The sequence below is a fragment of the Bifidobacterium avesanii genome (genome assembly GCF_009299475.1).
Lineage (GTDB): Bacteria > Actinomycetota > Actinomycetes > Actinomycetales > Bifidobacteriaceae > Bifidobacterium > Bifidobacterium avesanii.
Genome location: NZ_WBSN01000006.1, coordinates 24,154 through 48,790, shown reverse-complemented (window position 1 = coordinate 48,790; position 24,637 = coordinate 24,154). Strand labels below are relative to the sequence as shown.

Below are 24,637 nucleotides of genomic sequence, written 5' to 3'. Positions count from 1 at the left end.
CAGCGCCCGGCGCCCGTTAGCGTGGGAACGATCGATCAGGCGTTCTGATCGTCGGAGCCGTCGGCGTGGTCGGAGTTATCCGAGCCGTCGGCACCGTCGGCGCCGTCGTTGCCCGAATCGGCGCCGAAGCCGGAGTCGAGGTCCCCGTCGTCCAGCGTGGTCTGGCCACCCTGGTCGTTGAGGAAGTCGTCCGGGTTGAAGTCGTCGCCGAGCTTCAGATCGCCGAAGTCGATGTTGGAGAAGTCCACATCGCCCAGATCGGCGTCGGAGAGGTCCACGTCGCCGGCCGCGTCGTCTCCGCCCAGACCGAAGTTCGGGTAGATGGTGTCGCGGATGGCCTTGTCGGGCTCGACCACGGCGTTGCGGTAGCGGGCGAGGCCCGTGCCGGCCGGGATGAGCTTGCCGATGATCACGTTCTCCTTGAGGCCCTTGAGATCGTCGACCTTCTGGCTCAGGGCGGCCTCGGTGAGCACGCGGGTGGTCTCCTGGAAGGAGGCGGCGGACAGCCACGAGTCGGTGGCCAGCGACGCCTTGGTGATGCCCATGAGCTCCGGACGGCCGGCCGCGGGCTTGCCGCCGTTGGCGACGGCCTCCTTGTTGGCCTCCTTGAAGCGCGCCTGATCCACGAGCTCGCCCGGCAGCAGCTTGGTGTCGCCGGAGTCGATCACGGTGATGCGGCGCAGCATCTGGTGCGCGATGACCTCGATGTGCTTGTCGTGGATGTCGACGCCCTGGGAGCGGTACACGGTGTGCACTTCCTCCACGATGTTGACCTGCGCGGCGCGCGGACCGAGGATGCGCAGGATCTTCTTCGGATCCACGGAGCCCTCGATGAGCTGGCGGCCGGCCTCCACGTGGTCGCCGTCCTTGACCATGAGCGGCGCGCGGCGGGTCACCGGATAGGTGATCGGCTCGACGGACTGGTCGTCCGGGGTCAGCACCACCTGACGGCCGCGGTCGGTGTCCTCCACCTTCACGGTGCCCGGGTACTCCGCGATCGGCGCCTCGCCCTTAGGCGTACGCGCCTCGAAGAGCTCGGTCACACGCGGAAGACCCTGGGTGATGTCGGACGCCGAGGCGACGCCGCCGGAGTGGAAGGAACGCAGCGTCAGCTGGGTGCCGGGCTCGCCGATGGACTGGGCGGCCACGATGCCCACGGCCTCGCCGACGTCCACCAGCGTGTTGGTGGCCAGCGACCAGCCGTAGCACTTGGCGCACACGCCGCGCTTGGACTCGCAGGTGAGCACGGAGCGGCACTTGACGTCCTCGACGCCGTGCTTGACGAGGTCGCGCAGCACGTCCATGGACAGGGCGTCGTCGCGCTTGTAGAGCACGGTCTGGCCGTCGGCCGGGTCGATCACGTCGGCCGCGAGCAGACGGGAGTACGGACCGCCGTCGGCCGCCTTGACGAGCACGAGGTTGCCGTTCTCGTCGCGCTCGGCCACCTTGATGGTGAGGCCGCGCTTGGTGCCGCAGTCCTCCTCGCGCACGATAACGTCCTGGGAGACGTCCACCAGACGACGGGTGAGGTAGCCCGACTCGGCGGTACGCAGTGCGGTATCCGCCAGACCCTTGCGGGCGCCGTGCTGGGAGATGAAGTACTCCAGCACGGACAGGCCGTCGCGGTAGTTGGACTTGACCGGTCGGGGGATGATCTCGCCCTTCGGGTTGGCCACGAGGCCACGCATGCCGGCGATCTGGTTGATCTGCATCATGTTGCCTCGCGCGCCCGACTGGACGATGATGGCGAGGTTGTTCTTGGCGTCGAAGTCACGCTCCACGGCCTTCGACACCTCGGCGGTGCACTTGGTCCACAGGTCGATGAGCTCCTGGCGGCGCTCCTCCTCGGTCATGAGACCCATCTCGTAGTTCTCGTTGACCGTGGCGGCCTCGTCCTCGTACTTGGCGACGAGCTCGTTGCGCTCGGCCGGCTCGATGACGTCGGAGAACGCGAAGGACACGCCGGACCACGGGGCTCGGGTGAAGCCGAGGTCCTTCAAGGCATCCAGCGATGCGGCCACCTGCGCGGTGGAGTAGCGGGACGCGATGTCGTCGACGATCTTGGCCAGACGCTTCTTGCCCACCTGCTCGTTGACGAACGGGTAGTCGACCGGCAGGGTCTCGTTGAACAGCATGCGGCCGTACGACGTGGCGAACAGCACGGTGCCGTCGTGGAAGCGCTCCTCCTTGGCGACCGGATCGGCGCCCGGCTCCGGGTCCACGACCTCGACCTCGCCCGGCTCCCAGCCGGTCGGCAGGACAAACTCCTTGGGCAGGCGGATGAGCACCTTGGCCTGCATGTCGATGTCGTGGCGGTCGAGCGCCATCTCGGCCTCCTCGAGCGAGGAGAACACGCGGCCCTGGCCCTTCGCGCCGTCGATGACGGTGGACAGGTAGTACAGGCCGAGGATCATGTCCTGGGACGGCATGGTCACGGTGTGGCCGTCGGCCGGCTTCAGGATGTTGTCGGACGCCATCATGAGCGAGCGGGCCTCGGCCTGGGCCTCGGCGGACAGCGGCAGGTGAATGGCCATCTGGTCGCCGTCGAAGTCGGCGTTGAACGCGGCGCAGGCGAGCGGCGGCAGGTGGATGGCCTTGCCCTCGACGAGGATCGGCTCAAACGCCTGAATGCCCAGACGGTGCAGCGTAGGCGCGCGGTTGAGGAGCACGGGATGCTCGGAGATGACCTCCTCGAGCACGCCCCACACCTCGGAGTCGCCGCGGTCCACGAGACGCTTGGCGCTCTTCATGTTCTGCGCGTAGTTGAGGTCCACGAGGCGCTTGATCACGAACGGCTTGAACAGCTCGAGGGCCATCGGCTTCGGGACGCCGCACTGGTGCATCCTGAGGGACGGGCCGACGACGATCACGGAACGGCCGGAGTAGTCCACGCGCTTGCCGAGCAGGTTCTGGCGGAAGCGGCCCTGCTTGCCCTTGAGCATGTCCGAAAGGGACTTGAGCGGGCGGTTCGAGGCGCCGGTGACCGGACGGCCGCGGCGGCCGTTGTCGAACAGGGAGTCGACGGCCTCCTGCAGCATGCGCTTCTCGTTGTTGAGCATGATCTCCGGAGCGCCGAGCTCGATGAGTCGCTTGAGTCGGTTATTGCGGTTGATCACGCGGCGGTACAGGTCGTTGAGGTCGGAGGTCGCGAAGCGGCCGCCGTCGAGCTGCACCATCGGGCGCAGGTCCGGCGGGATGACCGGGATCACGTCGAGCACCATGGCCTCCGGCTTGTTGCCGGTGGACAGGAAGGCGTTGACGACCTTCAGGCGCTTGAGGGCGCGGGCCTTGCGCTGGCCGGAGCCGGTTTCGATCTCCTCGCGCAGCTGCTTGGACGCGGCCTCGAGGTCGAAGTCCTGCAGGCGCTTCTTGATCGCCTCGGCGCCCATGCAGCCCTCGAAGTAGTCGCCGTAGCGGTCCTCCATCTCGCGCCACAGGTCCACGTCGCCTTCCATGTCGCCGGGCTTGAGGCCCTTGAAGCGGTCCCACACGGCGTTGAGGCGCTGGATCTGGTCGTCGTAGCGCTGGCGGATGGCCGCCATGTCGCGCTCGGCGCCGTTGCGCAGCTTGGCGCGGGCGGAGCCCTTCGCCTCGCCGGCGGCCTCGAGGGTCGCGAGATCCTCCTCGACCTTCTTGGCGCGCTCCTCGATCTCGTTGTCGCGGCGCTTGGCGAGGTGCTCGATCTCGTGGTCGAACTCCTCCTGCAGGTCCGGAAGGTCCTGATGGCGCTGCTCGTCGTCCACCTTGGTGACCATGTACGCGGCGAAGTAGATGACCTTCTCGAGGTCCTTCGGCGCGATGTCCAGCAGGTAGCCCAGACGGGACGGCACACCCTTGAAGAACCAGATGTGGGTCACGGGGGCGGCCAGCTCGATGTGGCCCATGCGCTCGCGGCGCACGCGGCTGCGGGTCACCTCGACGCCGCAGCGCTCGCACACGATGCCCTTGAAGCGCACGCGCTTGTACTTGCCGCAGGCGCACTCCCAGTCGCGGGTCGGGCCGAAGATCTGCTCGCCGAACAGACCGTCCTTCTCCGGCTTCAGGGTGCGGTAGTTGATGGTTTCGGGCTTCTTGACCTCGCCGTGGCTCCAGCCGCGGATGTCGTCGGCGGTGGCCAGGCCGATCCTCAGTTTGTCAAATGCGTTGACGTCCAGCACTTGTTTTGTCCTGTCTTTCGAAATCTAACGGTCCAATTAGCGGTATTCGGGTTCGGGGGCCGCCTGGTCGGCCTTCGCGGCGGCGTCCGGGCGGGCGCCGATGTTGAAGCCGAGGTCGTTGGCGGAGGAGTTCGGATCGTCGTCCTCGTCCTTCATGTCGATGGGCTGGCCTTCGGCGTTGAGCACCTCGACGTTCAGGGACAGGGACTGCATTTCCTTGAGGAGCACCTTGAAGGACTCGGGGATGCCCGCCGGCGGCAGGTTGTCGCCCTTCACGATCGCGCCGTAGACGCGCACGCGGCCGTCCACGTCGTCGGACTTGGTGGTCATCATCTCGTGCAGCGTGTACGCGGCGCCGTAGGCCTCGAGGGCCCACACCTCCATCTCGCCGAAGCGCTGGCCGCCGAACTGGGCCTTGCCGCCCAGCGGCTGCTGGGTGATCATGGAGTACGGGCCGGTGGAGCGCGCGTGGATCTTGTCGTCCACGAGGTGGTGCAGCTTCAGCATGTACATGTAGCCCACGGAGATCGGCTTCGGGAACGGCTCGCCGGTGCGGCCGTCGAACAGCACGGCCTTGCCGTCGTCGCCCACGAGCTTGTTGCCGTCGCGGTCCGGGAGGGTGGTCTTGAGCAGGCCCTGGATCACGTCGGGGCGCACGCCGTCGAACACCGGGGTGGCCACCGGGGTGTTCGGGTCGCCCTTCTCGGCGCCCGCCGGCACGTGCTTCTTCCACTCGGCCTCGAGGTCCGGGTCCAGGCTGATGTCCCAGCCGGAGTGCGCGATCCAGCCGAGGTGCAGCTCGAGCACCTGGCCGAGGTTCATTCGCGAAGGCACGCCGAGCGGGTTGAGCATGATGTCGACCGGGGTGCCGTCCGCGAGGAACGGCATGTCCTCCTCGGGCAGGATGCGGGAGATGCAGCCCTTGTTGCCATGGCGGCCGGAGAGCTTGTCGCCCACCGTGATCTTGCGGTGCTGCGCGATGTACACGCGGATCATCTGGTTGACGCCGTTGGGCAGCTCGTCGCCGTCCTCCTCGGCGTCCTCGCGGGTGATCTCCTTGACGGCGATCACGGTGCCGGTCTCGCCGTGCGGCACGCGCAGGGAGGTGTCGCGCACCTCGCGGGACTTCTCGCCGAAGATGGCGCGCAGCAGGCGCTCCTCCGGGGTCAGCTCGGTCTCGCCCTTCGGCGTGACCTTGCCCACGAGGATGTCGCCGGCCTCGACCTCGGCGCCGATGCGGATGATGCCGCGCTCGTCGAGGTTGGCCACCGCGTCCTCGCCCACGTTCGGCAGGTCGCGGGTGATCTCCTCGGCGCCCAGCTTGGTCTCGCGGGCGTCGATCTCGTACTCCTCGATGTGGATGGAGGACAGGGTGTCGTCCTGCACGAGGCGCTGCGAGATGATCACGGCGTCCTCGTAGTTGTAGCCGTTCCACGGCATGAACGCGATGAGCAGGTTCTTGCCCAGGGCGATCTCGCCCTTCTCGATGGCCGGGCCGTCCGCGAGGACCGTGCCCTTCTCCACGCGCTCGCCGTCCTTGACCAGCGGGCGCTGGTTGTAGCAGGTGGTCTGGTTGGAGCGCTGGAACTTGTACAGCTTGTAGCTGGACTGGGTGCCGTCGTCGTTCATGGTGCGGATCATGTCGGCGGACACGTAGGTGACCACGCCGTCCTTCTCCGCGATCACCACGTCGCCGGAGTCGTACGCCACGCGCCACTCGGAGCCGGTGCCCACGAGCGGGCGCTCGGACTCGATCAGAGGCACGGCCTGGCGCTGCATGTTGGTGCCCATCAGCGCTCGGTGGCCCTCGTCGTGCTCGAGGAACGGGATCAGGGAGGCGCCGATGGAGACCATCTGGCGCGGGGAGACGTCCATGTAGTCGACCGTGTTGGTCGGCACATCGACGGCCTCGTCCTCGCCGACTCGCGCAAGGGCGGTGTCCTCGACGAAGTTGCCGTTGTCGTCGAGCTTCTGGTTGGCCTGGGCGATCACGTGGTCGAGATCGCGGTCGGCGGTCATGTACTCCACGTCGTCGGTCACGTGGCCGTCGACGACCTTGCGGTACGGGGTCTCGATGAAGCCGAACGGGTTGGTGCGGCCGAAGGTGGCCAGCGAGCCGATGAGGCCGATGTTCGGGCCTTCGGGGGACTCGATCGGGCACATGCGGCCGAAGTGGGACGGGTGCACGTCGCGCACCTCCATGGAGGCGCGGTCGCGGGACAGGCCGCCGGGGCCCAGGGCCGACAGGCGGCGCTTGTTGGTCACGCCGGCCAGCGGGTTGTTCTGGTCCATGAACTGGGAGAGCTGCGAGGTGCCGAAGAACTCCTTGATGGTGGCGTTCACCGGGCGGATGTTGATCAGGGACTGCGGGGTGATGGCCTCGGAGTCCTGCGTGGTCATGCGCTCGCGCACCACGCGCTCCATGCGGGACAGGCCGGTGCGGAGCTGGTTCTGGATCAGCTCGCCGACCTGGCGGATGCGGCGGTTGCCGAAGTGGTCGATGTCGTCCACGTCCACGCGCAGCTCGACGTCCTGGCCGTCGCGGCGGCCCGGGAAGGTCTTGTCGCCGGCGTGCAGGGTGACGAGGTACTTGATCGTGGCGATGATGTCCTCGCGCTGCAGGGAGCGCTCGTTGTAGTCCACCTCGAGGCCGAGCTTGCGGTTGATCTTGTAGCGGCCCACGCGGGCGAGGTCGTAGCGCTTGGTGTTGAAGTAGAAGGAGTCGAGCAGGTTACGGCCGGCCTCCGGGGTGGCGGTGTCGGACGGGCGGATCTTGCGGTACAGGTCCGTCAGGGCCTCGTCCTGCGTCTCGATGGTCTCCTTGGCGAGGGCGTCAAGCACGAGCGGGTAGCCCTGGAACGCGTGGGCGATCTCCGGCTTGGTCATGCCGATGGCCATGAGGAAGACGATGGTGGACTGCTTGCGCTTGCGGTCCACGCGCACGCCGAGGACGTCGCGCTTGTCGATTTCGAACTCAAGCCACGCGCCGCGCGACGGGATGATCTTCGCGCCGAAGACCTCCTTGTCGGAGGTGCGGTCCGGGGTGCGGTCGAAGTAGACGCCCGGGGAGCGCACGAGCTGGGAGACGATCACTCGCTCGGTGCCGCCGATGATGAACGTGCCGTGCGGGGTCTGCAGCGGGAAGTCGCCCATGAACACGGTCTGGGACTTGATCTCGCCGGTGTCGCCGTTCTCGAACTCGGCGTTCACGTACAGCGGGGCGGAGTAGGTGTAGTCCTTCTCCTTGCACTCCTGGACCGTGTGGCGCGGCTCCTCGAAGTACGGGTCGGAGAAGGTCAGGGACATGGTCTGGGCGAAGTTCTCGATCGGGGAGATCTCCTCGAAGACCTCGTCGAGGCCGGAGGTGTGGGGCACGGTGTTGGTGCCGTTCTTGAGGTCCTCCTCGACGCGCGCCTTCCAGCGCTCGTTGCCGATCAGCCAGTCGAAGCTGTCGGTCTGGACGCCCAGCAGGTAGGGAACGTCGATGGGTTCCTTGATGGAACCGAAGTTCACGCGGTTCGAAGCCTTGTGCAGCTCGATGTCGTGCTCGTCCGCGCGTGCGTATGTGGTAGTAGCCAAGAGACTGTGTCCTTATCGCTCGCTAATTCGATTCTGGTGTTTTCCCCGGAGCGCGACCGCGGGCCACCATATGCCTGACGGGCGCTTCCCCTGTGAAGACATGCCCGCCATATGACACACTTCATGCAAAGTCAAAATTTTAGCACCTCGGGCGTGTCGCGTCAATTGGTGCGGCCGGTGCGGCGTTTCGTCTTTTGGGCGAGGTCTTTCGATCCTTCAGCGCGACCATCGTCAACCCATCGTCAATCCATCATCGATCCATCGCCCTCCGCCGTTCCTCCCCGCGTCGCATTCCGGCAAACTTGCGATTTTGCGCTTCCCGGAGCCTCGTTTTTCCTGTTCAAGGCCTCTCAGAAGGCAAAAATCACAGGTTCGTTCGCATCCGGCCGGCGATCATGCCAAGAATTCATAACGGATCGCCAATGTCGGGCAACGAATCGTATCGCATCGCCATGCACCGCTCCTCTATCGTTGGACACACACGACGCGCCCACGCACAGCCAATGACGACCGGCGGGCGCGCAATCCACAGAGAAAGGAAGAACGATGACGTTCAATCGCAGGTATTTGGCGGTTCCGGCAGCCGTTTCGGCGCTGGCCATGACGCTCGCGGGATGCGGCGGGTCCACGGCCGGCGGCGGCGACACGCCCCAGGCGGCGGAGGGCCCGGTGACGCTGGAAGTCTCCTTCTGGGGCAGCGACAGCCGCGTCAAGCTCACCCAGCAGGCCATCGACCTGTTCCACAGCAAGAACCCGAATATCACGGTCAACATGCAGTACTCGGACTTCAGGGCCTACTGGGACAAGCTGGCCACGCAGTCCGCCGGCGGCGAAGCGCCGGACGTGATCCAGATGGACGCCTCTTATCTTGCTTCTTATTCCAGCCAGGGCAGCCTATACGACCTGTCCAAGCTTTCGGACAGCCTCGACCTCAGCACCATGAGCGACTCCCTGAGGGACACGGGCAAATACCAGGGCACGCAGTACGCCGCCCCGATCTCCATGGCGTCCTTCGCGGTGGTCGTCAACAACGATCTGCTCAACAAATACGGCGTCAGCCTGCCGGATACCTCGAAGTGGACGTGGGACGACTTCTACGAGGTCGCCAAGCAGGTGCAGGAGAAGTCGAACGGCGAGATCATCGGCGCCTACGCATCAGCCTACGAGTTCCCGCTGCAGCTGTGGGCGCGCCAGCACGGCAGCTCCCTGTACAAGGACGGCAAGGTCGTGATCGACCCGCAGGTGCTCGCCGAATACCTCGAGATGCCGAAGGTCTGGCATGAGAATGGCGTCTCCCCGGGCGTGGACAAGTGGTCGGAGAACATCGTGGCCACGTCGGATCAGCAGGCGTTCGGCCAGAACAAGCAGGCCCTGATGCTCGCCCCGTCCAACCAGATCTCCACCTACTCCAAGGCCACCGGCTCCGACAACCTCACGCTCGAGCCGCTACCCAGCGACGTCGGAACCACCACCAAGTGGAACTACTTCAAGCCCGGCCAGCACTGGTCCATCTCCTCCAAGAGCGAGCACCCGGTGGAGGCCGCGAAGTTCATCGACTTCATGATCAACGACGCCGACGCGGCCAAGATCCTCGGCATCGAGCGCGGCGACCCGGCCAACAACGCCAACCGCGAGGCCCTCGCCAAGACGCTGACCGGCGCGGACAAGAAGGCCCTCGAGTTCGACAGCTCGCTCACCGACTCCGTGGGAGAGGCGCCCGAGGTCACCCCGAACGGCGCGAGCGGCGCGGAGAAGATGCTCACCCGCTACGTGCAGGAGGTCTCCTTCGGCCGCATGTCGCCCATCGACGGCGCCAAGGGATTCATCGAGGAGCTGCAGCGCGACATCGACGCCGCCTGACCCGATCCGTCTCATCCATCACAACAAGGTGCCAAGCCGGTCGCCGGCGATCGCCGGCGACCGGCTTGGCACCGAACTCGTCAGATGCGAGCTGGGGACAGACGAACACCACCACGCTCCAGCTCGCATTTCAGTCCCCGAGAAATCAAACACTCACAAGTTTGCCCACGGCCGGCCGACAATCATGCCAAGAATCCATAACGGGTTGCCAACGATGAATAACGAACCATACCTCCGCTCCGCAACCGTCCCCCTATCGTTATAGGCACACGACGCGCCCAAATACAGCCAATGGCGGCTGGGGACGCGACCTACGAGAAAGGAAGAACGATGACGTTCGATCGCAGGTATTTGGCGGTTCCGGCGGCCGTTTCGGCGCTGGCCATGACGCTCGCGGGATGCGGCGCCGCTGGCGACGGAAACAGCGCGCCCAAGGCCGCTGATGGTCCGGTAACGCTGGAGCTAACCTTCTGGGGCAGCGATAACCGCGTCAAGCTCACCCAACAGGCCATCGACCTGTTCCACAGCAAGAACCCGAACATCACGGTCAACATGCAATACGCGGATTTCACCAGCTACTGGGACAAGCTGGCCACGCAGAACGCCGGCGGCGAGGCCCCTGACGTGATCCAGATGGACGCTTCCTACCTCGCCTCCTACTCCAGCCAGGGCAGCCTGTACGATCTGGGCAAGCTGTCTGATCAACTTGATCTCAACACCATGAGTTCCTCTCTCAAGGACACGGGCAAATATGAAGGCACGCAATACGCGGCCCCCATTTCCATGGTCACCCTGGGCGTGATGGTAAACAACGACCTGCTCGACAAACTTGGCATCGAGCTGCCGGACACCTCCACATGGACGTGGGACGACTTTGCCAAGGTATCCAAAGAAGTGATGGATAAGTCGAACGGCGAGATCATCGGAGCCTACGCGCCTTCCGCTGAATTCATTTTGCAGCTGTGGGCGCGCCAGCATGGCACCGCATTGTACAAGGACGGCAAGGTGGCGATTGATCCGCAAGTGCTCGCCGAATTCCTCGAGCAGCCCAAGACCTGGTACGAGAAGGGCATGTCCCCGAGCGTGGACAAGTGGTCCGAGGACATCGTGGCCACGCAGGACCAGCAGCCGTTCGGCCAGAACAAGCAGGCATTCGGCTTTGCCACATCCAATCAGCTGACGGTCAACGTCAAGGCCACCGGTTCGGAGAACATTTCCGTCGAACCGATGCCAAGCGATGATCACAATACCAAGTGGAACTACTACAAGCCCAGCCAGTACTGGTCCATCTCCGCCAAGACCGAACACCCGGTGGAATCCGCCAAGCTCATCGACTTCCTCATTAACGACGCCGACGCGGCCAAGATCCTTGGCGCCGAACGCGGCGATCCGGCGAACAACAAGAATCGCGAGGCACTTGCCGCCACGCTGACCGGCGCAGACAAGAAGGTCCTCGACTTCGACAGCTCGCTTGCGGATTCCGTCGGCGATGCTCCTGAAATCACGCCGAACGGCGCGAGCGGTGCGGAGAAGATGCTCACCCGCTACGTGCAGGAGGTCTCCTTCGGCCGCATGTCGCCCATCGACGGCGCCAATGGGTACATCGCGGAGCTGCAGCGCGAAATCGATGCAGCCGCCTGATAACCCAAGACATTCCAACCAAGGAGCCAAGCCATGACCTTCGCCGGCAATCCCTCACCCGTGCGCCCGCCCCGCGTGGTGTGCATCGGAGACAGCATCACCTTCGGCGACACGGGATTGGGGTACATCGCGCCCCGCCCGTGGCCGCTGATCGCCGGCGAACGGCTTGGCGCCGAATTCGTCAACTGCGGGCATTGCGGGGCGAGCACCGCGGACTACCGGTCCCTGCCGGAGTGGACGCGGGCCCGCGCCGCACTGCCCGGGGCGAGCCTCGTCACGGTCATGCTCGGCACCAACGACATCGACGGCGGGCACTCGCGCGATGAGGCCGCGCTGCGCCGCGTGATCGAACGGTATGAAAGCATCGTCTCGGACGTGCGGGAGCTCGCCGGCCCGAACGTGCCCGTCGCCGTGCTCACCATCGCGCAATTCGCGCTCGATGAGCCGATCTTCTCGCGCTTCACCTACGGCGAGCTGGTGGTCATGAACCACGCGGTGGACCGGTTCAACGCGCTGCTGCGCGATGCGGCTGCAAGCCACGGCTGGCACGTCGTGGAGATGGCCGGCGTCATCGACGGGCGGCGCGACCTGTACGGCAACACCATCCACCCCAATGACCGTGGATACGAGGTCATGGCCGACGCCGTCACTCCCCGGTTCGCGCGGCTGCTGGGCGGACGCGCATAGTCGTCATTCCGCCGCCCTACCTCGGCCATTGTCGATGAGCACAGGATCGGAGCCAGCCGTCCGCGCGCGGTACTCCCCCGGTGTCACGCCCACGGCCGCCTTGAACGCCATGCAGAAATTGCTCGTCTGCGCGAACCCGCACGCGCGTCCGACGGCGCCGACCGTGTCGCCCGTATAGCACAGCAGGTACTTCGCCCGGTCCATGCGCACGCCGACCACATACTGATGCGGCGTGACGCCGGTGAACGCCTTGAATGTCTTGGCGAAGTGGAATTTGCTCATGTTCGCCATGGCGGCCATCGCCGTCAGATCCATCACCTGCTCCGGATGGTTGAGTACAAACGCCTTCACCCGCGCGATGCCCTCCGCGGCGGCGGACGCCGCGAAACCCCTGACCGGCCGCCCGTTGGCATCGGCCATGTGCCCGCCGTCGGATCGGACCACGGACCGCGTCGCCAATTCGGTGAGCAGCGTGTCGATGTGCCAGGACATGCGCACGTCGTCGATCGGCGTGCCGTTTTTCAGCGTGTCATAGACGAACCGCAGCTCCGCCACAGCGGGTTCGGGGTCGTCCAACGTGAGCACGTTGCCGGACCGGCGCGTGATCAGGGAGCAGTACATGCGCGCCATCGGACCGCTGAAATGCATGTAGACGTCCCGGCTGCGCGTCACCGAGCTGAACACGTGCGGTTGGGACAGGTCGGCGATCATGAACTGGCCCGCGTGGATGTCCTCGTCTACGTCGCCGATGCGCAGGTGGTAGGTGCCCTCGTCGAAGTACGCGACGATGATCTCGTCGAGCGCCTTGCGGCGCAACAGATACCCGGGCTCGAACGTGATGGTTCCGGCCCTCAGCGGGTAGAACGGCATGCTGCGGGCGTAACCCGTGGGCATGCTGGGAAAGGCCTCCGCGGTTCCTGGCACCAGTCCCTTGGCTTCGAAACGCATGGTTCGCCGCCCCCTACTGCACCGTGATCACGACGGGGTCGGACTGCACGGACGGGTCCGACTTGAGGCTCAGACGCGCCACGTACGAGCCCGCCTTGACCTTGGGCAGTTCCGAGTCCTTGCGGCACGCGGTGTCCGAGGCGTTGGCGCTGGTGGACCACGCGATGGTCTGCTCGTCCCGCTTCATTTCCGAAGCCCGGCTCAGCAGCAGTTTGCGCGGGCTGGCCGTGCACACGTCCGAGCGCCACACGGTCTGGTCGCCGGTGGTGATGGTGAGGATGCGCGAACTGTTCGAGCCGTCGATGAGGCACTGGCCGGTGCCGGTGTAGTTGATCGCGGCGGCGAACTTCACGCTGCCGCCCACGCCCACCGTGGACGCGTCGGCGGTGAGCTGAAGGGACACGTCGGACGACGAGCAGTTCGGCACGCCGGAGGTCTGGCGCGGGGTGGGCGGGGCGCTGGTGCGACTGATCGCGTAGATCTCGTCGTGGTTGATCCACCGGTACGCGGCGCCGACGCCCTGCACGACGCCCCAGATCAGGCCGCCGCACGCGGCGAGCAACGCCAATACCACCACGAGCGCCACAATGCGGCGGCGACGGTACATACGACGCTGCGCGGGCGTCCAACGCTTCCTGTTCCTGACCATAACCACCTCAGTGTAGGGGCACGCCGGACCGTTGCGGCACCGGAGACGCCGCACTCTTGCCGGTTGTCCACATCCGGCACGCCATCCATGGCCCGCCCGGGCATGTTGTGCACACGTTTATGCAGGGTATCTGCACAGTGTGCAGCAGATTTTCGAAGTTATGAACATATATCTGCACAGTGTGCAGCACTTCCCTGCGCGACTAAGGCCGCGATGCTGGACTTTTCCACCTAAAAATGCGGCTTTTGGACCCATCTCGGCCGTTTTCACCTGCCGCCCCGGGAAAGCGAGTGCTGCACACTATGCAAATGGCCGTCCGCACGAGCTGATGAGATGCATTCGGCCTTCCGAGGGCAGATTATGGCTTCTGCGGACATCTACTTGGCTTTCCGAGGGCATTGCGACGGTGACAGACACGGAATTTGGGGCCGCCATTCCGCGGAAAAGCCCGGAATGGCGTCGCGATGAGTCCACTGGACCGTCGCGAACCTGCCCTCGGAAGACCAAGTAGATGTCCGCAATGATGGAAATCTGCCCTAGGAACGTCAAGTAGCCGTGCATGGCGCCTTACGCCGGCAACCGCAGCGAACCGTCGGGCTGGATTTCGATCAGGCCGTCCTCGTCAAGGCTGGCGATGCAGGCGTCAAGCTGCGCGCGGTCCTTCCAGAGTCGCTCGACCTGCACCCGCGGCAGCGAGGCGCCCGCTCCTGCATTCCCGCCCCGCACATCGCCCGGCAGCTTGCGCAGGGCATCGAGCACAATGCCCCGCACCTGACGATCGGTGCCTTGGAATCGCTGCCGGGGGCGGGTGCGCCGCTCCCCCAGTCCGGGCCGGCCGGCGGCCAGAAACGCGCACCGATGCGCCACCGGACAGACGTCGCACGCCGGCGCCTTGGCCGTGCACACCAGCGCGCCCAGCTCCATGACCGCCTGGTTCCACGTCACCGACCGGGCGGCATCCTCGGGAAGCGCCCGGTTCGCCAGCTCCCGTTCGGCGGGCGACGCCGCTCCCCCGCGCGATTCGACGCCCAGAAACAGGCGGCTCAGCACGCGGCGGATGTTGGTGTCCACCACGGCGATCCGCTCGCCGAACGCGAAGCTCAGCACCGCGCTGGCCGTGTAGTCGCCGATGCCCGGCAGCGCCGTCAGACCGTCGTAGTCGCGCGGCAGCTCGTCGCCGCATTCGTCCGCCACCGCGCGGGCGCATTCCTGCAGGCGCAGCGCCCGGCGCGGGTAGCCGAGCCGCCCCCACGCGGTGATCACCTCCGCTTTGGACGCGTGCGCCAGCGAGGCGGCGTCCGGCCACACCGCCATCCAGCCCTCCCAATAGGGCACCACGCGGCTCATCTGCGTCTGCTGGCTCATCACCTCGGACACGAGCACGCCCCACGGCGTGGTTCGTCCGAAGCGCCACGGCAGGTCGCGCGCGTTGGCGTGCCACCACGCGAACAGCGGGGTGGAGACGGAGGCGGAAAGCGGTGCGGCAGTGTCGTTCATCGTCCCTATTCTTAGCATTCGTGACGAACGAAGCGAACAACACTGCCGAGAATCCCGAATCCGCCAATCCCGAATCCAAGGTCGAGAAGATGTTCGAGTACGGCTACCGCAAGTCGAACTACGGCCCGGACGAACTGGTGACCGACGCGCACGGCAACCCGATCTCCGTGGTCGACGCGATGCTCTCCGCGGAAAAGGCCGCCGCCGCGGAGACCGTGACCCCGCACCTGTGCTACTACTCCCCGCGCATTCCGGGCAACACCGGCTCCGCGATCCGCCTGTGTGCGGTGACCGGCACGATCCTGCACCTGGTGGAGCCGCTGGGCTTCAACCTGCGCGACACGAAGCTGCGCCGCGCGGGCCTCGACTACCACGACATGGCCCATGTGGTGCTGCACCCGAACTTCGAGAATCTGGTGGAGTCGATGCCGAACTCGCGCATCATCGCGTTCACCGCGCACGCCACCAAGCTGTACACCGAAGTGGAGTACCGCCCGACCGACATCCTGCTCTTCGGCCCCGAGCCGGGCGACATCCCCGACCCGATGGACATCATGGCCGGACCGCACGTGGCCGAGCAGGTGAGGCTCCCCATGCGCCCGTCCCTGCGCTCCCTGAACCTCACCAACTGCGCGTCCATCGCCATCTACGAGGCCTGGCGCCAGCTCGGCTTCAAGGGAGGCCAGTGAGATCCGGCACAGATCCACGTCGTCTTGAACGGGTGAGGCCCGTGGGGTGCGGTCGAAGAAATTGTCGACCGCACCCCACGGGCCTCACTCACAATGATGGACGGGACGGCGAATCCGATCAGTTCTTGAACGAGTGGATCGGCGCCGGGATGCGCCCGCCGCGGGTCACGAAGGCGGCGCAGGAGGCCTGGTTGACCGGCATGATGGGCGCGTAGCCCATGAGGCCGCCGAAGTTGGCCTCGTCGCCCACGGTCTTGCCGACGACGGGTATCACGCGCACGGCGGTGGTCTTCTGGTTCACCATGCCGATGGCGGCCTCGTCGGCGATGAGGCCGGAGATGGTGGCCGCGGAGGTGTCGCCGGGGATGGCGATCATGTCGAGGCCCACGGAGCACACGCAGGTCATGGCCTCGAGCTTTTCGATGGTGAGGCACCCGGAGGAGGCCGCGTCGATCATGTTCCTGTCCTCGGAGACGGGGATGAACGCGCCGGACAGGCCGCCCACGTAGCTCGACGCCATGATGCCGCCCTTCTTGACCTGGTCGTTGAGCATGGCCAGCGCGGCGGTGGTGCCGGGGGCGCCCACCTGCTCGAGGCCGATCTTCTCGAGCACCTCGCCCACCGAGTCGCCCACCGCGGGGGTGGGGGCCAGCGACAGGTCGATGATGCCGAACGGGACGCCGAGGCGGCGGGAGGCCTCCTGCGCGACGAGCTGGCCCACGCGCGTGATCTTGAACGCGGTGCGCTTGATGGTCTCGCACAGGAACTCGAAGTCCTTGCCCTTGGCGGCGTCGAGCGCGCGGGAGACCACGCCGGGGCCGGAGACGCCCACGTTGATCACCGCGTCGCCCTCCGTCACGCCGTGGAAGCCGCCGGCCATGAAGGGGTTGTCGTCCGGGACGTTGCAGAACGCCACGAACTTGACGCAGCCGTAGGAGTCGTTGTCCGCGGTGGCGGCCGCGATGTCCTTGATCACGTGGCCGAGCAGCTCGACGGCGTTCATGTCGATGCCGGTCTTGGTGGAGCCCACGTTCACGGACGAGCACACGATGTCCGTCTCCGAAAGCGCCTGCGGCAGGGAGCGGATGAGCAGCTCCTCGGCCGGGGTCATGGACTTGGAGACGAGCGCGGAGTAGCCGCCGATCAGGTCCACGCGGCACTCCTTGGCGGCGCGGTCCAGCGCGTGGGCGATCTTCACGAAGTCCTTGGTGGACTTGCACGAGCTCGCGCCCACGAGGGAGATCGGAGTGACGGTGATGCGCTTGTTCACGATCGGGATGCCGTAGTCGCGCTCGATCGCCTCGCCGGTGGACACGAGGTCCTTCGCGTAGCGGGTGATCTTCTCGTAGACGTTGCGGCACACCTCGTCCACGGTGCTCGCCGCGCAGTCGAGCAGGGAGATGCCCATGGTGATGGTGCGCACGTCGAGCTTCTCCTGCTCGATCATCTGGTTGGTCTCGTGGACCTCCATGATATTCAGCATGTTGTTCCTCCAGTCGCCTTCGTCTTCACTGGTCCGTCTCCGCGCTCACACGCGGTGCATCTTGGTGAAGATCTCCTCGCGCTGGCAGCGGATGCGCACGCCGATGTCCTCGCCGAGCTCGTCGAGCGCCCCGACCATCGCGCCGAACTCCACGTCCGCCTTGGAGTAGTCGACGATCATCATCATGTTGAAGAAGCCGTCGATGATGGTCTGCGAGATGTCGAGCACGTTGACCCTGTGATCGGACAGGTAGGTGCAGACGCGGGCGATGATGCCGACCGTATCCTGGCCGACGACGGTGATGATTGCCTTGTTCATGGCGCTCCGATCGAAAAATGGGAAGAACGGCAGATGTCCCCAGTATAGATGCGACGCGTTGCGCCGGCCCTTTCCATCCCACCCGTCGGGCCATCCCCGGCCCATCCCCGGGCCATCCGCCGGACACGGCCCGCGCGCCATCGCCCGCCCTCACGGAAAACGAACACCACCGGCCCACGCCGTCCAAATAGTGACCCCACTATTTACATTCGGGCCGCGCCTTCCGTATGTTTGGGCTTCAGCTTCCGGCCAACCGCCGGAACGCAGCCCGAACCGCACCGTCGCCGTTTCCTCTCTGGCACAACCGGGGCGGATCGGCGCGCGGGCGTGGTTCACCTGATGTATTGAGATAGAGGGGTTTATTCTCATGTCCGCAACCGCTGCAGCCGCCTCCAAGGCGACCACGGTCAAGAAGGATTCCGTGCCGGAGATCATCGCCGCGTCGATGGTCGGCACCGCAATCGAGTTTTACGACAACTACTGCTATTCCATCGCCTCCGCCAGCTACTTCGGCGTGATCTTCTTCCCGGGCGCCACCAAGGCCAACCCGGCCGTCGGCACCATGCTGGCGTTCCTCACCTTCGCCGTCTCCTTCCTCGCCCGCCCGTTCGGCTCCATGCTGTTCGGCCACTTCGGCGACAAGGTCGGCCGCAAGACCACGCTGGTCGTGGCCCTCATGACGATGGGCATCTCCACGTTCCTCGTCGGCTGCCTGCCCGGCTATGAGCAGCTCGGCATGCTGTCGATCATCATCCTGTGCATCTGCCGCGCCTGCCAGGGCGTGGGCCTCGCCGGCGAATGGTCCGGCGCCGCGCTGGTCGCCACCGAGAACGCGCCGGCCAACAAGCGCGCCCTGTACGGCTCCTTCCCGAACCTCGGCGCCCCGATCGGCTTCTTCTGCGCCTACGGCCTGAACCTGCTGCTCGACACCACCCTCGGCCCGGACAAGATGCAGGCCTGGGGCTGGCGCATCCCGTTCCTGTGCTCCGCCGTGCTTGTGATCATCGGCCTCTACGTGCGCCTCCACATGAGCGAAACCCCGATCTTCCGTCAGGCCGAGGCCGAGGACCGCGTCTCCAAGCACCCGCTGCGCGACCTCGTGCCCTACTGGAAGGAAGTCCTGCTGGGCACCGCCGCCATGGGCATCACCTACACCCTGTTCTACGTGCTCGGCACCTGGTCGCTGTCCTACGGCGTCAAGGTGATGAAGCCGGCGTTCACCCAGAACGAGTACCTGGCCATGCAGATGGTCTCCGTGGTGTTCTTCGCCATCTTCATCCTCGTCACCTGCGTGTACTCCGACCGTCTGGGCCGCAAGACCGTGCTCATCGCCACCACGCTGGCCACGCTGGTCTTCAGCCTCTTCGCCATGCAGTCCCTGCAGCACAACCCCGTCACCGTGATGCTGTTCCTGTGCGTCGGCTTCGCCCTCATGGGCGGCCTGTTCGGCCCGTGCGGCGCCTACCTGCCCGAGCTGTTCCCGACCCACGTGCGCTACTCCGGCGCCGGCCTGAGCTACAACCTCGCCGCGATCTTCGGCGGCGCGTTCGCCCCGACCATCGCGACCGCCCTGGTGCAGGCCACCGGCACCGTCGCCTCCGTCGGCTGGTACATGGCCGTCATGGCGGTGATCGCCCTCATCGCGCTGTTCCTCATCAAGGAAAGCAAGAACAAGGACTACACCGAGTGATCTAGCGCTCGTCTGATCGATCCATTCAACACAAGAGCCCCGCATGGCAATTCATGCGGGGCTCTTTTGTTTGGCGACGGACGAACGTCGGTGCGACGGCGATCGGACCGCACGACGGTCAGGCGGCCAGATCCTCGGCGACGGACGCGGACACGGGCGCCACGGCCGCGGATTCGGCAGCGGCAACGGCCGGACGCCGCTCCCCCTGACGGGCCTCGCGGCGCTCCTCGCGCAGCAGGAACGAGCCGGCGAGCACCAGCGCGATCAGCGCGAGGCCGAAGACGTAGCCGTAGCGTGAACCGGTGACGAAGCCGGCCTGCGTGGAGGCGTCGCCCAGCCCGAGCAGGCAGGTGGCGACGGCGGTGCCGATCGCGCCCACGACCTGCTGCATGGTGTTGAGGATCGTGCTGCCGTCGGCCGCCATCTCGCGCGGCAGGGCGTGCAGCGCGGCAGACTGCGTGGACTGCTGGATGAACGGGATGCCCACCATGATCACGATGTGCGCGGCGAGGAACAGCGCCACCGGCGAGCCGACGCCGATCGCGAGGAACAGCGCGCCGCCGACCGCGGCCATCGCCACGCCGGCCCACACGAGTCGCTTGGCGCCGAGGCGGTCGTACAGGCGGCCGGCCAGCAGCGTGCACAGCGCGTTGACCACGCCGGCGGGCAGCATGAGCATGCCGGCCATCGTGGAGCTCATGCCGAGGCCGCGCTGCAGCTCCTGCGGGACCAGGTACATGAACGCGAGCGTGCAGGCGAAGGAGCAGCTGACCATGACGGCCGGCACCGCGAAGGCCGGGATGCGCAGGGCCTTCAGGTCCAGCAGCGGGTCGGCGATGGCGAACTGGCGGTGCGCGTAGAAGGCGAGCACGAGCGCGCCCACCACGATCAGGCCCACCACCATGGCGGAGAAGCCCATGTCGCTGATCAGGCTCACGCCGGCCACGAGGCAGCCGAAGCCGAGCGCCGAGGCGATGACGGAGAGTACGTCCACGGCCGGACGGGTGCGCTCGATCGGCGTGACGAAGAACACGGCGGTCAGCGCGATCGCCGCCACGGCCACGATGGCCAGCATCGCGAAGATCGCGCGCCACGAGAACGCGCCGATGAGCACGCCGGCGAGGGTGGGGCCGATCACCGGGGCGAACATGATCGTCAGGCCCGCCACCCCGTTGGCGGCGCCGATCTTGTGCGGCGGGAAGACGCGTACGATCGCCGCGTACATGGTGGGCAGCATGATGCCGGTGCTCACGCCCTGGATCATACGGCCGGTGAGCAGGACGGGGAAGTTCGTGGCCGCGGTGCACACGACGGCGCCGATGAGGAAGCACACGAGGGCGAGCAGGGCGAGCGTCTTGGTCCTGACCCACTTGAGCAGGAAGCCGACGCACGGCAGCACGACGCCGATCGCCAGCATGTAGCCGACGACCATCCACTGGGCGGTGCCGGAGGTGACGGAGAACTCGTCCATGAGGTCGGGCAGGGCGATGTTCATGGACGTTTCGGACAGCATGCCCAGAAACACGCCGGCGTACAGGCCGGACATGACGCGGTGCGGATGCGCGAACGACGGATGCGCGAATGATTGCTGCAAAGTTTTTACCTCTCTCTGAACGCAGAAAACCGCATGGCCCCGCACCGAAATACTCGATGGTATTTTCGGCGCGGGGCCATGCGGTTTTGAACAGCTTCGCAACATAACACGTTTCGGCCGGCTTCGTAAGTCGGCCCGGGCGTGTCGCGCGCTTAGGCCTCGCGGGCCGAGCCGTCAAGCGGGATGCCCGGTGGGCATCCCGTAGGCGAGGGGAGCCGCCCCCCCACGGCGGCGACGGCGTCACGCCTCGCGTGACGCCGCGGCGGCGGCCACGGCGGGCAGGGCGCGCGGTGCGTTGAAGCCTTGGGCCTTGAACTCGTCGGCAATGCGCTGGGCGATCTCGCGGCCGGCGCCCTTGTCCACGAGGGCGATGATCGAACCGCCGAAGCCGCCGCCGGTCATGCGGGCGCCGTACGCGCCGTGGGCGCGGGCGATGTTCACCGCGGTGTCAAGCTCCGGCACGGTGACGCGGTAGTCGTCGCGCAGGGAGTTGTGCGAGGCGTTGAACAGCTCGCCGGCCTTGGCGATGTCGCCGGCCTTGAAGGCGTCCACGAACTGGGTCACGCGGCCGATCTCGGTGATCACGTGGCGGGTGCAGCGCACCTGCGCCGGATCGTCGAGCTGCTCGAGCACGTCGGCGAGCGCGGCGATCGGATCGTCGGCCGCGTTGACCTTGTCGGCCACCACGCGCAGGTTCTCCACGCCGAGGATCTTCGCGGCGGCCTCGCAGGTGGCGCGGCGCTGGGCGTACTGGCCGTCGTTGAGCTGGTGCGGGGCCTGGGTGTCCACCACGAGCAGTTCGAGGCCGTACTTGTCGAGGTCGAACTCCTGCTGGGAAACGGACTCGAGGGCGCTCAGGCCCGGGCGGCAGTCGAGCAGGATGGCGTGGCCGGCGGTGCAGCGCATGGAGGCGTTCTGGTCGAGGCCGCCGGTGGAGGCGCCGGCCATGTCGTTCTCCGACTTGATGGCGGCGTTGATGAGCGTGACGCGGCCGGCGTCGGTGGAACCGTAGCCGAGGCCGTACACGTCGTCCAGCGCGAGCGCGGTGGAGCAGGTCATGGCGGCGGACGAACTCAGGCCGCTGCCGAGCGGCACGCAGGAGACGAACGCGGCGTCGAAACCCTTGACCTGATCGAAGCCGGCCTCGCGCAGAGCCCAGGCCACGCCGGTCGGGTAGGCGGCCCAGCCGTCCACGCCGCCGGCCTTGAGGCCGTCGAGATCCGCGGTGGCGACCTTGTCGGGGGCCACGTCGGACACGAGGCGCACGGTGGTGTCCTCTCGCGGCTTCAGGGCGATGAACGTGCGGTGCGGCAGGGCGATCGGCAGGCACAGGCCGGCGTTGTAGTCGGTGTGCTCGCCGATGAGGTTCACGCGGCCCGGGGCGGCCCACACGCCGGCGGGTTCGCCGCCGTACGTGCGCTTGAACAGGTCGGTGGCCTGCGCGACGCCGTCGTCGTGGCTGATCGGTTCGATGAATTCAACAGCAGTCATTGGTGTTTCGTTCCCTTTCTGTGAGTATTTGCGGTCTCGGCCGGAGTTCGGTCGAGACCCGGTTGAGGCTCAGTCGTCGATGTCGACCGCGCCGAGCTCGTGGAAGCGCTTGGCGATGAGCTCCGGCGTGGTGTCGGAGATCCACGCGGCCATGCCGGACTCGGAGCCGGCGAGGTACTTGATCTTGTTGGCGGCGCGGCGGAAGCTGAAGAACTGGAGGTTCAAGCGGTAGTTCTCGCGGCGTGGGTCGTGGACCGGGGCCTGGTGCCAGGCGGCGATGTACGGCAGGTCCATGCCCTTGCCGTCGCCCTTGTCGAAGAACGCGTTGCCGCGCTTCAGGAGCGTGGAGTACATCTGCGCGAGGTCCCAGCGCTCCTGGTCGTTGAGCTGGTCGATCGTGAGCACGTCGCGCACCGGGGCCACGTGCACCTCGAGGGGCCAGCGGGCGGCGGCCGGTACGTAAGCGACCCAGCTGTGGTTGCGCATCACCACGCGCTCCTTGGCCTCCAGCTCGGCGTTCATGATGTCCTTCAGCAGGTTGCCGCCGGTCTTCTCGTGGTAGGCCTCGGTGTGCTTGAGCTCGGTCTCCATCTTCGGGGCGATGAACGGGTAGCAGTACACCTGGCCGTGCGGGTGGGCCAGCGAGACGCCGATCTCCTGACCGTGGTTCTCGAACGGGAAGATCTGCTCGATGCCCTCCATGGCGGAGATCTCGGCGGTGCGGAAGGCCCACGCCTCCACGACGGTGCGCAGGCGGGAGACCGGCAGGTCCGCGGGCAGGCCGTGCTCGTTCGGGTCGAAGCAGATGACCTCGCAGCGGCCGGCGGCGAGCTTCTTCTCCCACAGCGGGTTGCCGTCCACGTAGGAGACCTCCTCGGAGACGCCGGGCACGCGCACCATGGACGGGAAGCGGTTCTCGAACACCACGACGTTGTAGTCGGTGTCCGGAACCTCGCCGTCCTGGTACGGGTCGCCGGGCTTGCGGGCGGCCAGCGGGTTGCCCTTGGCGGTGGCGCCGGGGCCGGCGGTGATCGGGCGGTTCATGCGGGCGGTGGCCATGGGGATCCAGTCGCCGGTCAGCGGGTCGCGGCGCATCTGCGGGGCGGCGTACGGCACCTCGTTGCCGTCGGCGTCCAGATGCGGGGCGAAGCGGTAGGCGAGGTCGCGCGGATCCTTGAGCTCGCGGGTCTTGTTGCCGGACACGTACTCCGGATCGTCGTCGAGATAGAAGAAGTCACGGCCGTCCGCCAGCGTGGTCGGCGTGATGCGAATGTGCTCGGACGCATACGCCCCGGGGGTGTACTGTGCGAATTCGCTCATTGGATGTGCTCACTTTCTTGGTTTTGTTCGGTCTGTTTGGCCAAAACGAGTTCCTTGACCAATTCCTTGGTCTGTTTGGCGGCGACCGGGTCCAGGCCGTCGTCGGTGATGACCGTGTCCACCTGGTCGAACCGGGCAAACAGGGACAGGGACGTGCACTGCCATTTGGTGTGGTCGGTGAGGATGATCGTGCGGTCGGCGATGCTCATGAGGGCCATGTCCGTGGCGGCCTCCAGCGAGTTGGGCATGAGGAAGCCGTGCGGGATGGACACGGAGTGGGTGCCGAGGAACACGGTGTTCACGCGCAGGGAGCCGACGACCTTGTCCGCGATGGGCCCCACGAGCGAATTGGAGCGGGTGATCACGCCGCCGGTGACGATGACTTCGACGTCTTTCGTCTCCAGCGCCTGCACGAGCTCGGCTACCGGGATCGAGTTGGTGAGGATGGTGATGCCGCTCGACTGCTGGGATTCGAGCAGGTGCTGCGCGAACACGTAGGCCGTGGTGCCGCCGCCGATGGCGATCACGTCGCCGGGGGCCACGTATTTGACGGCCTCCTGCGCGATGGCGTCCTTGAGCCCGATGTCCATCTGCGACTTGACCGAGAACAGCGGCTCGGCCAGCAGCGTGGACGTGGTGATCGCGCCGCCGTGGACGCGCTTGAGCAGGCCCTTGTCCGCGAGATCGGCGATGTCGCGGCGGATGGTCATCGCGGAGACGCCGAGTTCCTTGGACAGCGCGGTGATGCGCACGGCTCCTCGCGTGCGCAGCCGGCTCAGTATGAGATGTTGGCGTTGTGACGATATCATTCGAACATTATCGCACACATACGCTCATTGAACAAAACGAGTCTGAGCGTTTCGCGACAAATGCGCACGCGTGTTGCCATCCCTGATCGCGCGGGCCGCTCCCCTGCGTTTCCGCCCACGCTAGGCACGCAGAATGCCAAATTGGGCAGGAACATGATGCTGCGGGCGCGATTCGGGCTCCAATCCTGCGAATCCGCCCAATCCTGCATTTTGCGATTGGATTAT

At 66.3% G+C, this 24,637-nt stretch carries 16 protein-coding genes; 5 read left to right on the top strand and 11 right to left on the bottom strand.

Going from position 1 to position 24,637, the window contains the following annotated elements; translation table 11 throughout:
- Positions 1–35 precede the first annotated feature (35 nt).
- Entirely contained in the window at positions 36–4,157 is a 4,122-nt protein-coding gene (locus tag DSM100685_RS04745) for a DNA-directed RNA polymerase subunit beta' (RefSeq protein WP_152350210.1), read from the bottom strand.
- Positions 4,158–4,193: 36 nt separating this feature from the next.
- Positions 4,194–7,736, bottom strand: coding sequence for a DNA-directed RNA polymerase subunit beta (rpoB, locus tag DSM100685_RS04740; RefSeq protein WP_152350209.1), 3,543 nt, complete (start codon positions 7,734–7,736; stop codon positions 4,194–4,196).
- Positions 7,737–8,282: 546 nt separating this feature from the next.
- Between rpoB and DSM100685_RS04735 the strand changes: the two genes are divergently transcribed.
- The 3 genes from DSM100685_RS04735 (at position 8,283) to DSM100685_RS04725 (ending at position 11,924) form a co-directional block, all read left to right on the top strand.
- Entirely contained in the window at positions 8,283–9,596 is a 1,314-nt protein-coding gene (locus tag DSM100685_RS04735; protein WP_152350208.1) for an ABC transporter substrate-binding protein, read from the top strand.
- Between the two features lie 330 nt (positions 9,597–9,926).
- A complete protein-coding gene (locus DSM100685_RS04730; protein WP_163200955.1) occupies positions 9,927–11,237 on the top strand; it encodes an ABC transporter substrate-binding protein in 1,311 nt (436 codons plus the stop codon).
- Between the two features lie 33 nt (positions 11,238–11,270).
- Positions 11,271–11,924 (top strand): SGNH/GDSL hydrolase family protein, encoded by a 654-nt coding sequence (locus DSM100685_RS04725; protein ID WP_152350206.1) that lies wholly within the window; start codon positions 11,271–11,273, stop codon positions 11,922–11,924.
- 3 nt (positions 11,925–11,927) lie between these two features.
- Here the strand turns inward: DSM100685_RS04725 and DSM100685_RS04720 are convergent, their stop codons facing one another.
- The 3 genes from DSM100685_RS04720 to DSM100685_RS04710 form a co-directional block, all read right to left on the bottom strand.
- Positions 11,928–12,872, bottom strand: coding sequence for a helix-turn-helix transcriptional regulator (locus tag DSM100685_RS04720; RefSeq protein WP_152350205.1), 945 nt, complete (start codon positions 12,870–12,872; stop codon positions 11,928–11,930).
- A gap of 13 nt (positions 12,873–12,885) precedes the next feature.
- The gene (locus tag DSM100685_RS04715) at positions 12,886–13,521 is read right to left on the bottom strand and encodes a hypothetical protein (protein ID WP_239512651.1); all 636 of its coding nucleotides are present in this window, start codon (positions 13,519–13,521) and stop codon (positions 12,886–12,888) included.
- Between the two features lie 567 nt (positions 13,522–14,088).
- Entirely contained in the window at positions 14,089–15,018 is a 930-nt protein-coding gene (locus DSM100685_RS04710) for an HhH-GPD family protein (protein WP_152350204.1), read from the bottom strand.
- Between the two features lie 20 nt (positions 15,019–15,038).
- Between DSM100685_RS04710 and DSM100685_RS04705 the strand changes: the two genes are divergently transcribed.
- On the top strand, positions 15,039–15,707 hold the full coding sequence (locus DSM100685_RS04705) for a tRNA (cytidine(34)-2'-O)-methyltransferase (RefSeq protein WP_163200957.1): 669 nt from the start codon (positions 15,039–15,041) through the stop codon (positions 15,705–15,707).
- 118 nt (positions 15,708–15,825) lie between these two features.
- On the opposite strand, the gene DSM100685_RS04700 is transcribed toward DSM100685_RS04705, so the two are convergent.
- Both DSM100685_RS04700 and DSM100685_RS04695 read right to left on the bottom strand, forming a co-directional pair.
- Positions 15,826–17,190, bottom strand: a complete 1,365-nt coding sequence (locus tag DSM100685_RS04700; protein WP_152350203.1) for a PFL family protein — start codon at positions 17,188–17,190, stop codon at positions 15,826–15,828.
- A 45-nt stretch (positions 17,191–17,235) separates the two neighbouring features.
- Positions 17,236–17,508, bottom strand: coding sequence for an ACT domain-containing protein (locus DSM100685_RS04695; protein WP_152350202.1), 273 nt, complete (start codon positions 17,506–17,508; stop codon positions 17,236–17,238).
- 367 nt (positions 17,509–17,875) lie between these two features.
- Between DSM100685_RS04695 and DSM100685_RS04690 the strand changes: the two genes are divergently transcribed.
- Positions 17,876–19,198: an MFS transporter gene (locus DSM100685_RS04690; RefSeq protein ID WP_152350201.1), complete on the top strand. Its 1,323-nt coding sequence runs from the start codon at positions 17,876–17,878 to the stop codon at positions 19,196–19,198.
- A gap of 118 nt (positions 19,199–19,316) precedes the next feature.
- On the opposite strand, the gene DSM100685_RS04685 is transcribed toward DSM100685_RS04690, so the two are convergent.
- The 4 genes from DSM100685_RS04685 to DSM100685_RS04670 form a co-directional block, all read right to left on the bottom strand.
- Positions 19,317–20,792, bottom strand: a complete 1,476-nt coding sequence (locus DSM100685_RS04685; RefSeq protein WP_239512652.1) for a DHA2 family efflux MFS transporter permease subunit — start codon at positions 20,790–20,792, stop codon at positions 19,317–19,319.
- Between the two features lie 240 nt (positions 20,793–21,032).
- Positions 21,033–22,283, bottom strand: coding sequence for a galactokinase (gene galK, locus DSM100685_RS04680; RefSeq protein WP_152350200.1), 1,251 nt, complete (start codon positions 22,281–22,283; stop codon positions 21,033–21,035).
- Positions 22,284–22,352: 69 nt separating this feature from the next.
- Entirely contained in the window at positions 22,353–23,603 is a 1,251-nt protein-coding gene (gene galT, locus DSM100685_RS04675) for a galactose-1-phosphate uridylyltransferase (protein WP_152350199.1), read from the bottom strand.
- On the bottom strand, positions 23,600–24,412 hold the full coding sequence (locus DSM100685_RS04670) for a DeoR/GlpR family DNA-binding transcription regulator (RefSeq protein WP_152350198.1): 813 nt from the start codon (positions 24,410–24,412) through the stop codon (positions 23,600–23,602). The genes galT and DSM100685_RS04670 overlap by 4 nt, the downstream gene beginning before the upstream one ends.
- Between the last annotated feature and the right edge of the window lie 225 nt (positions 24,413–24,637).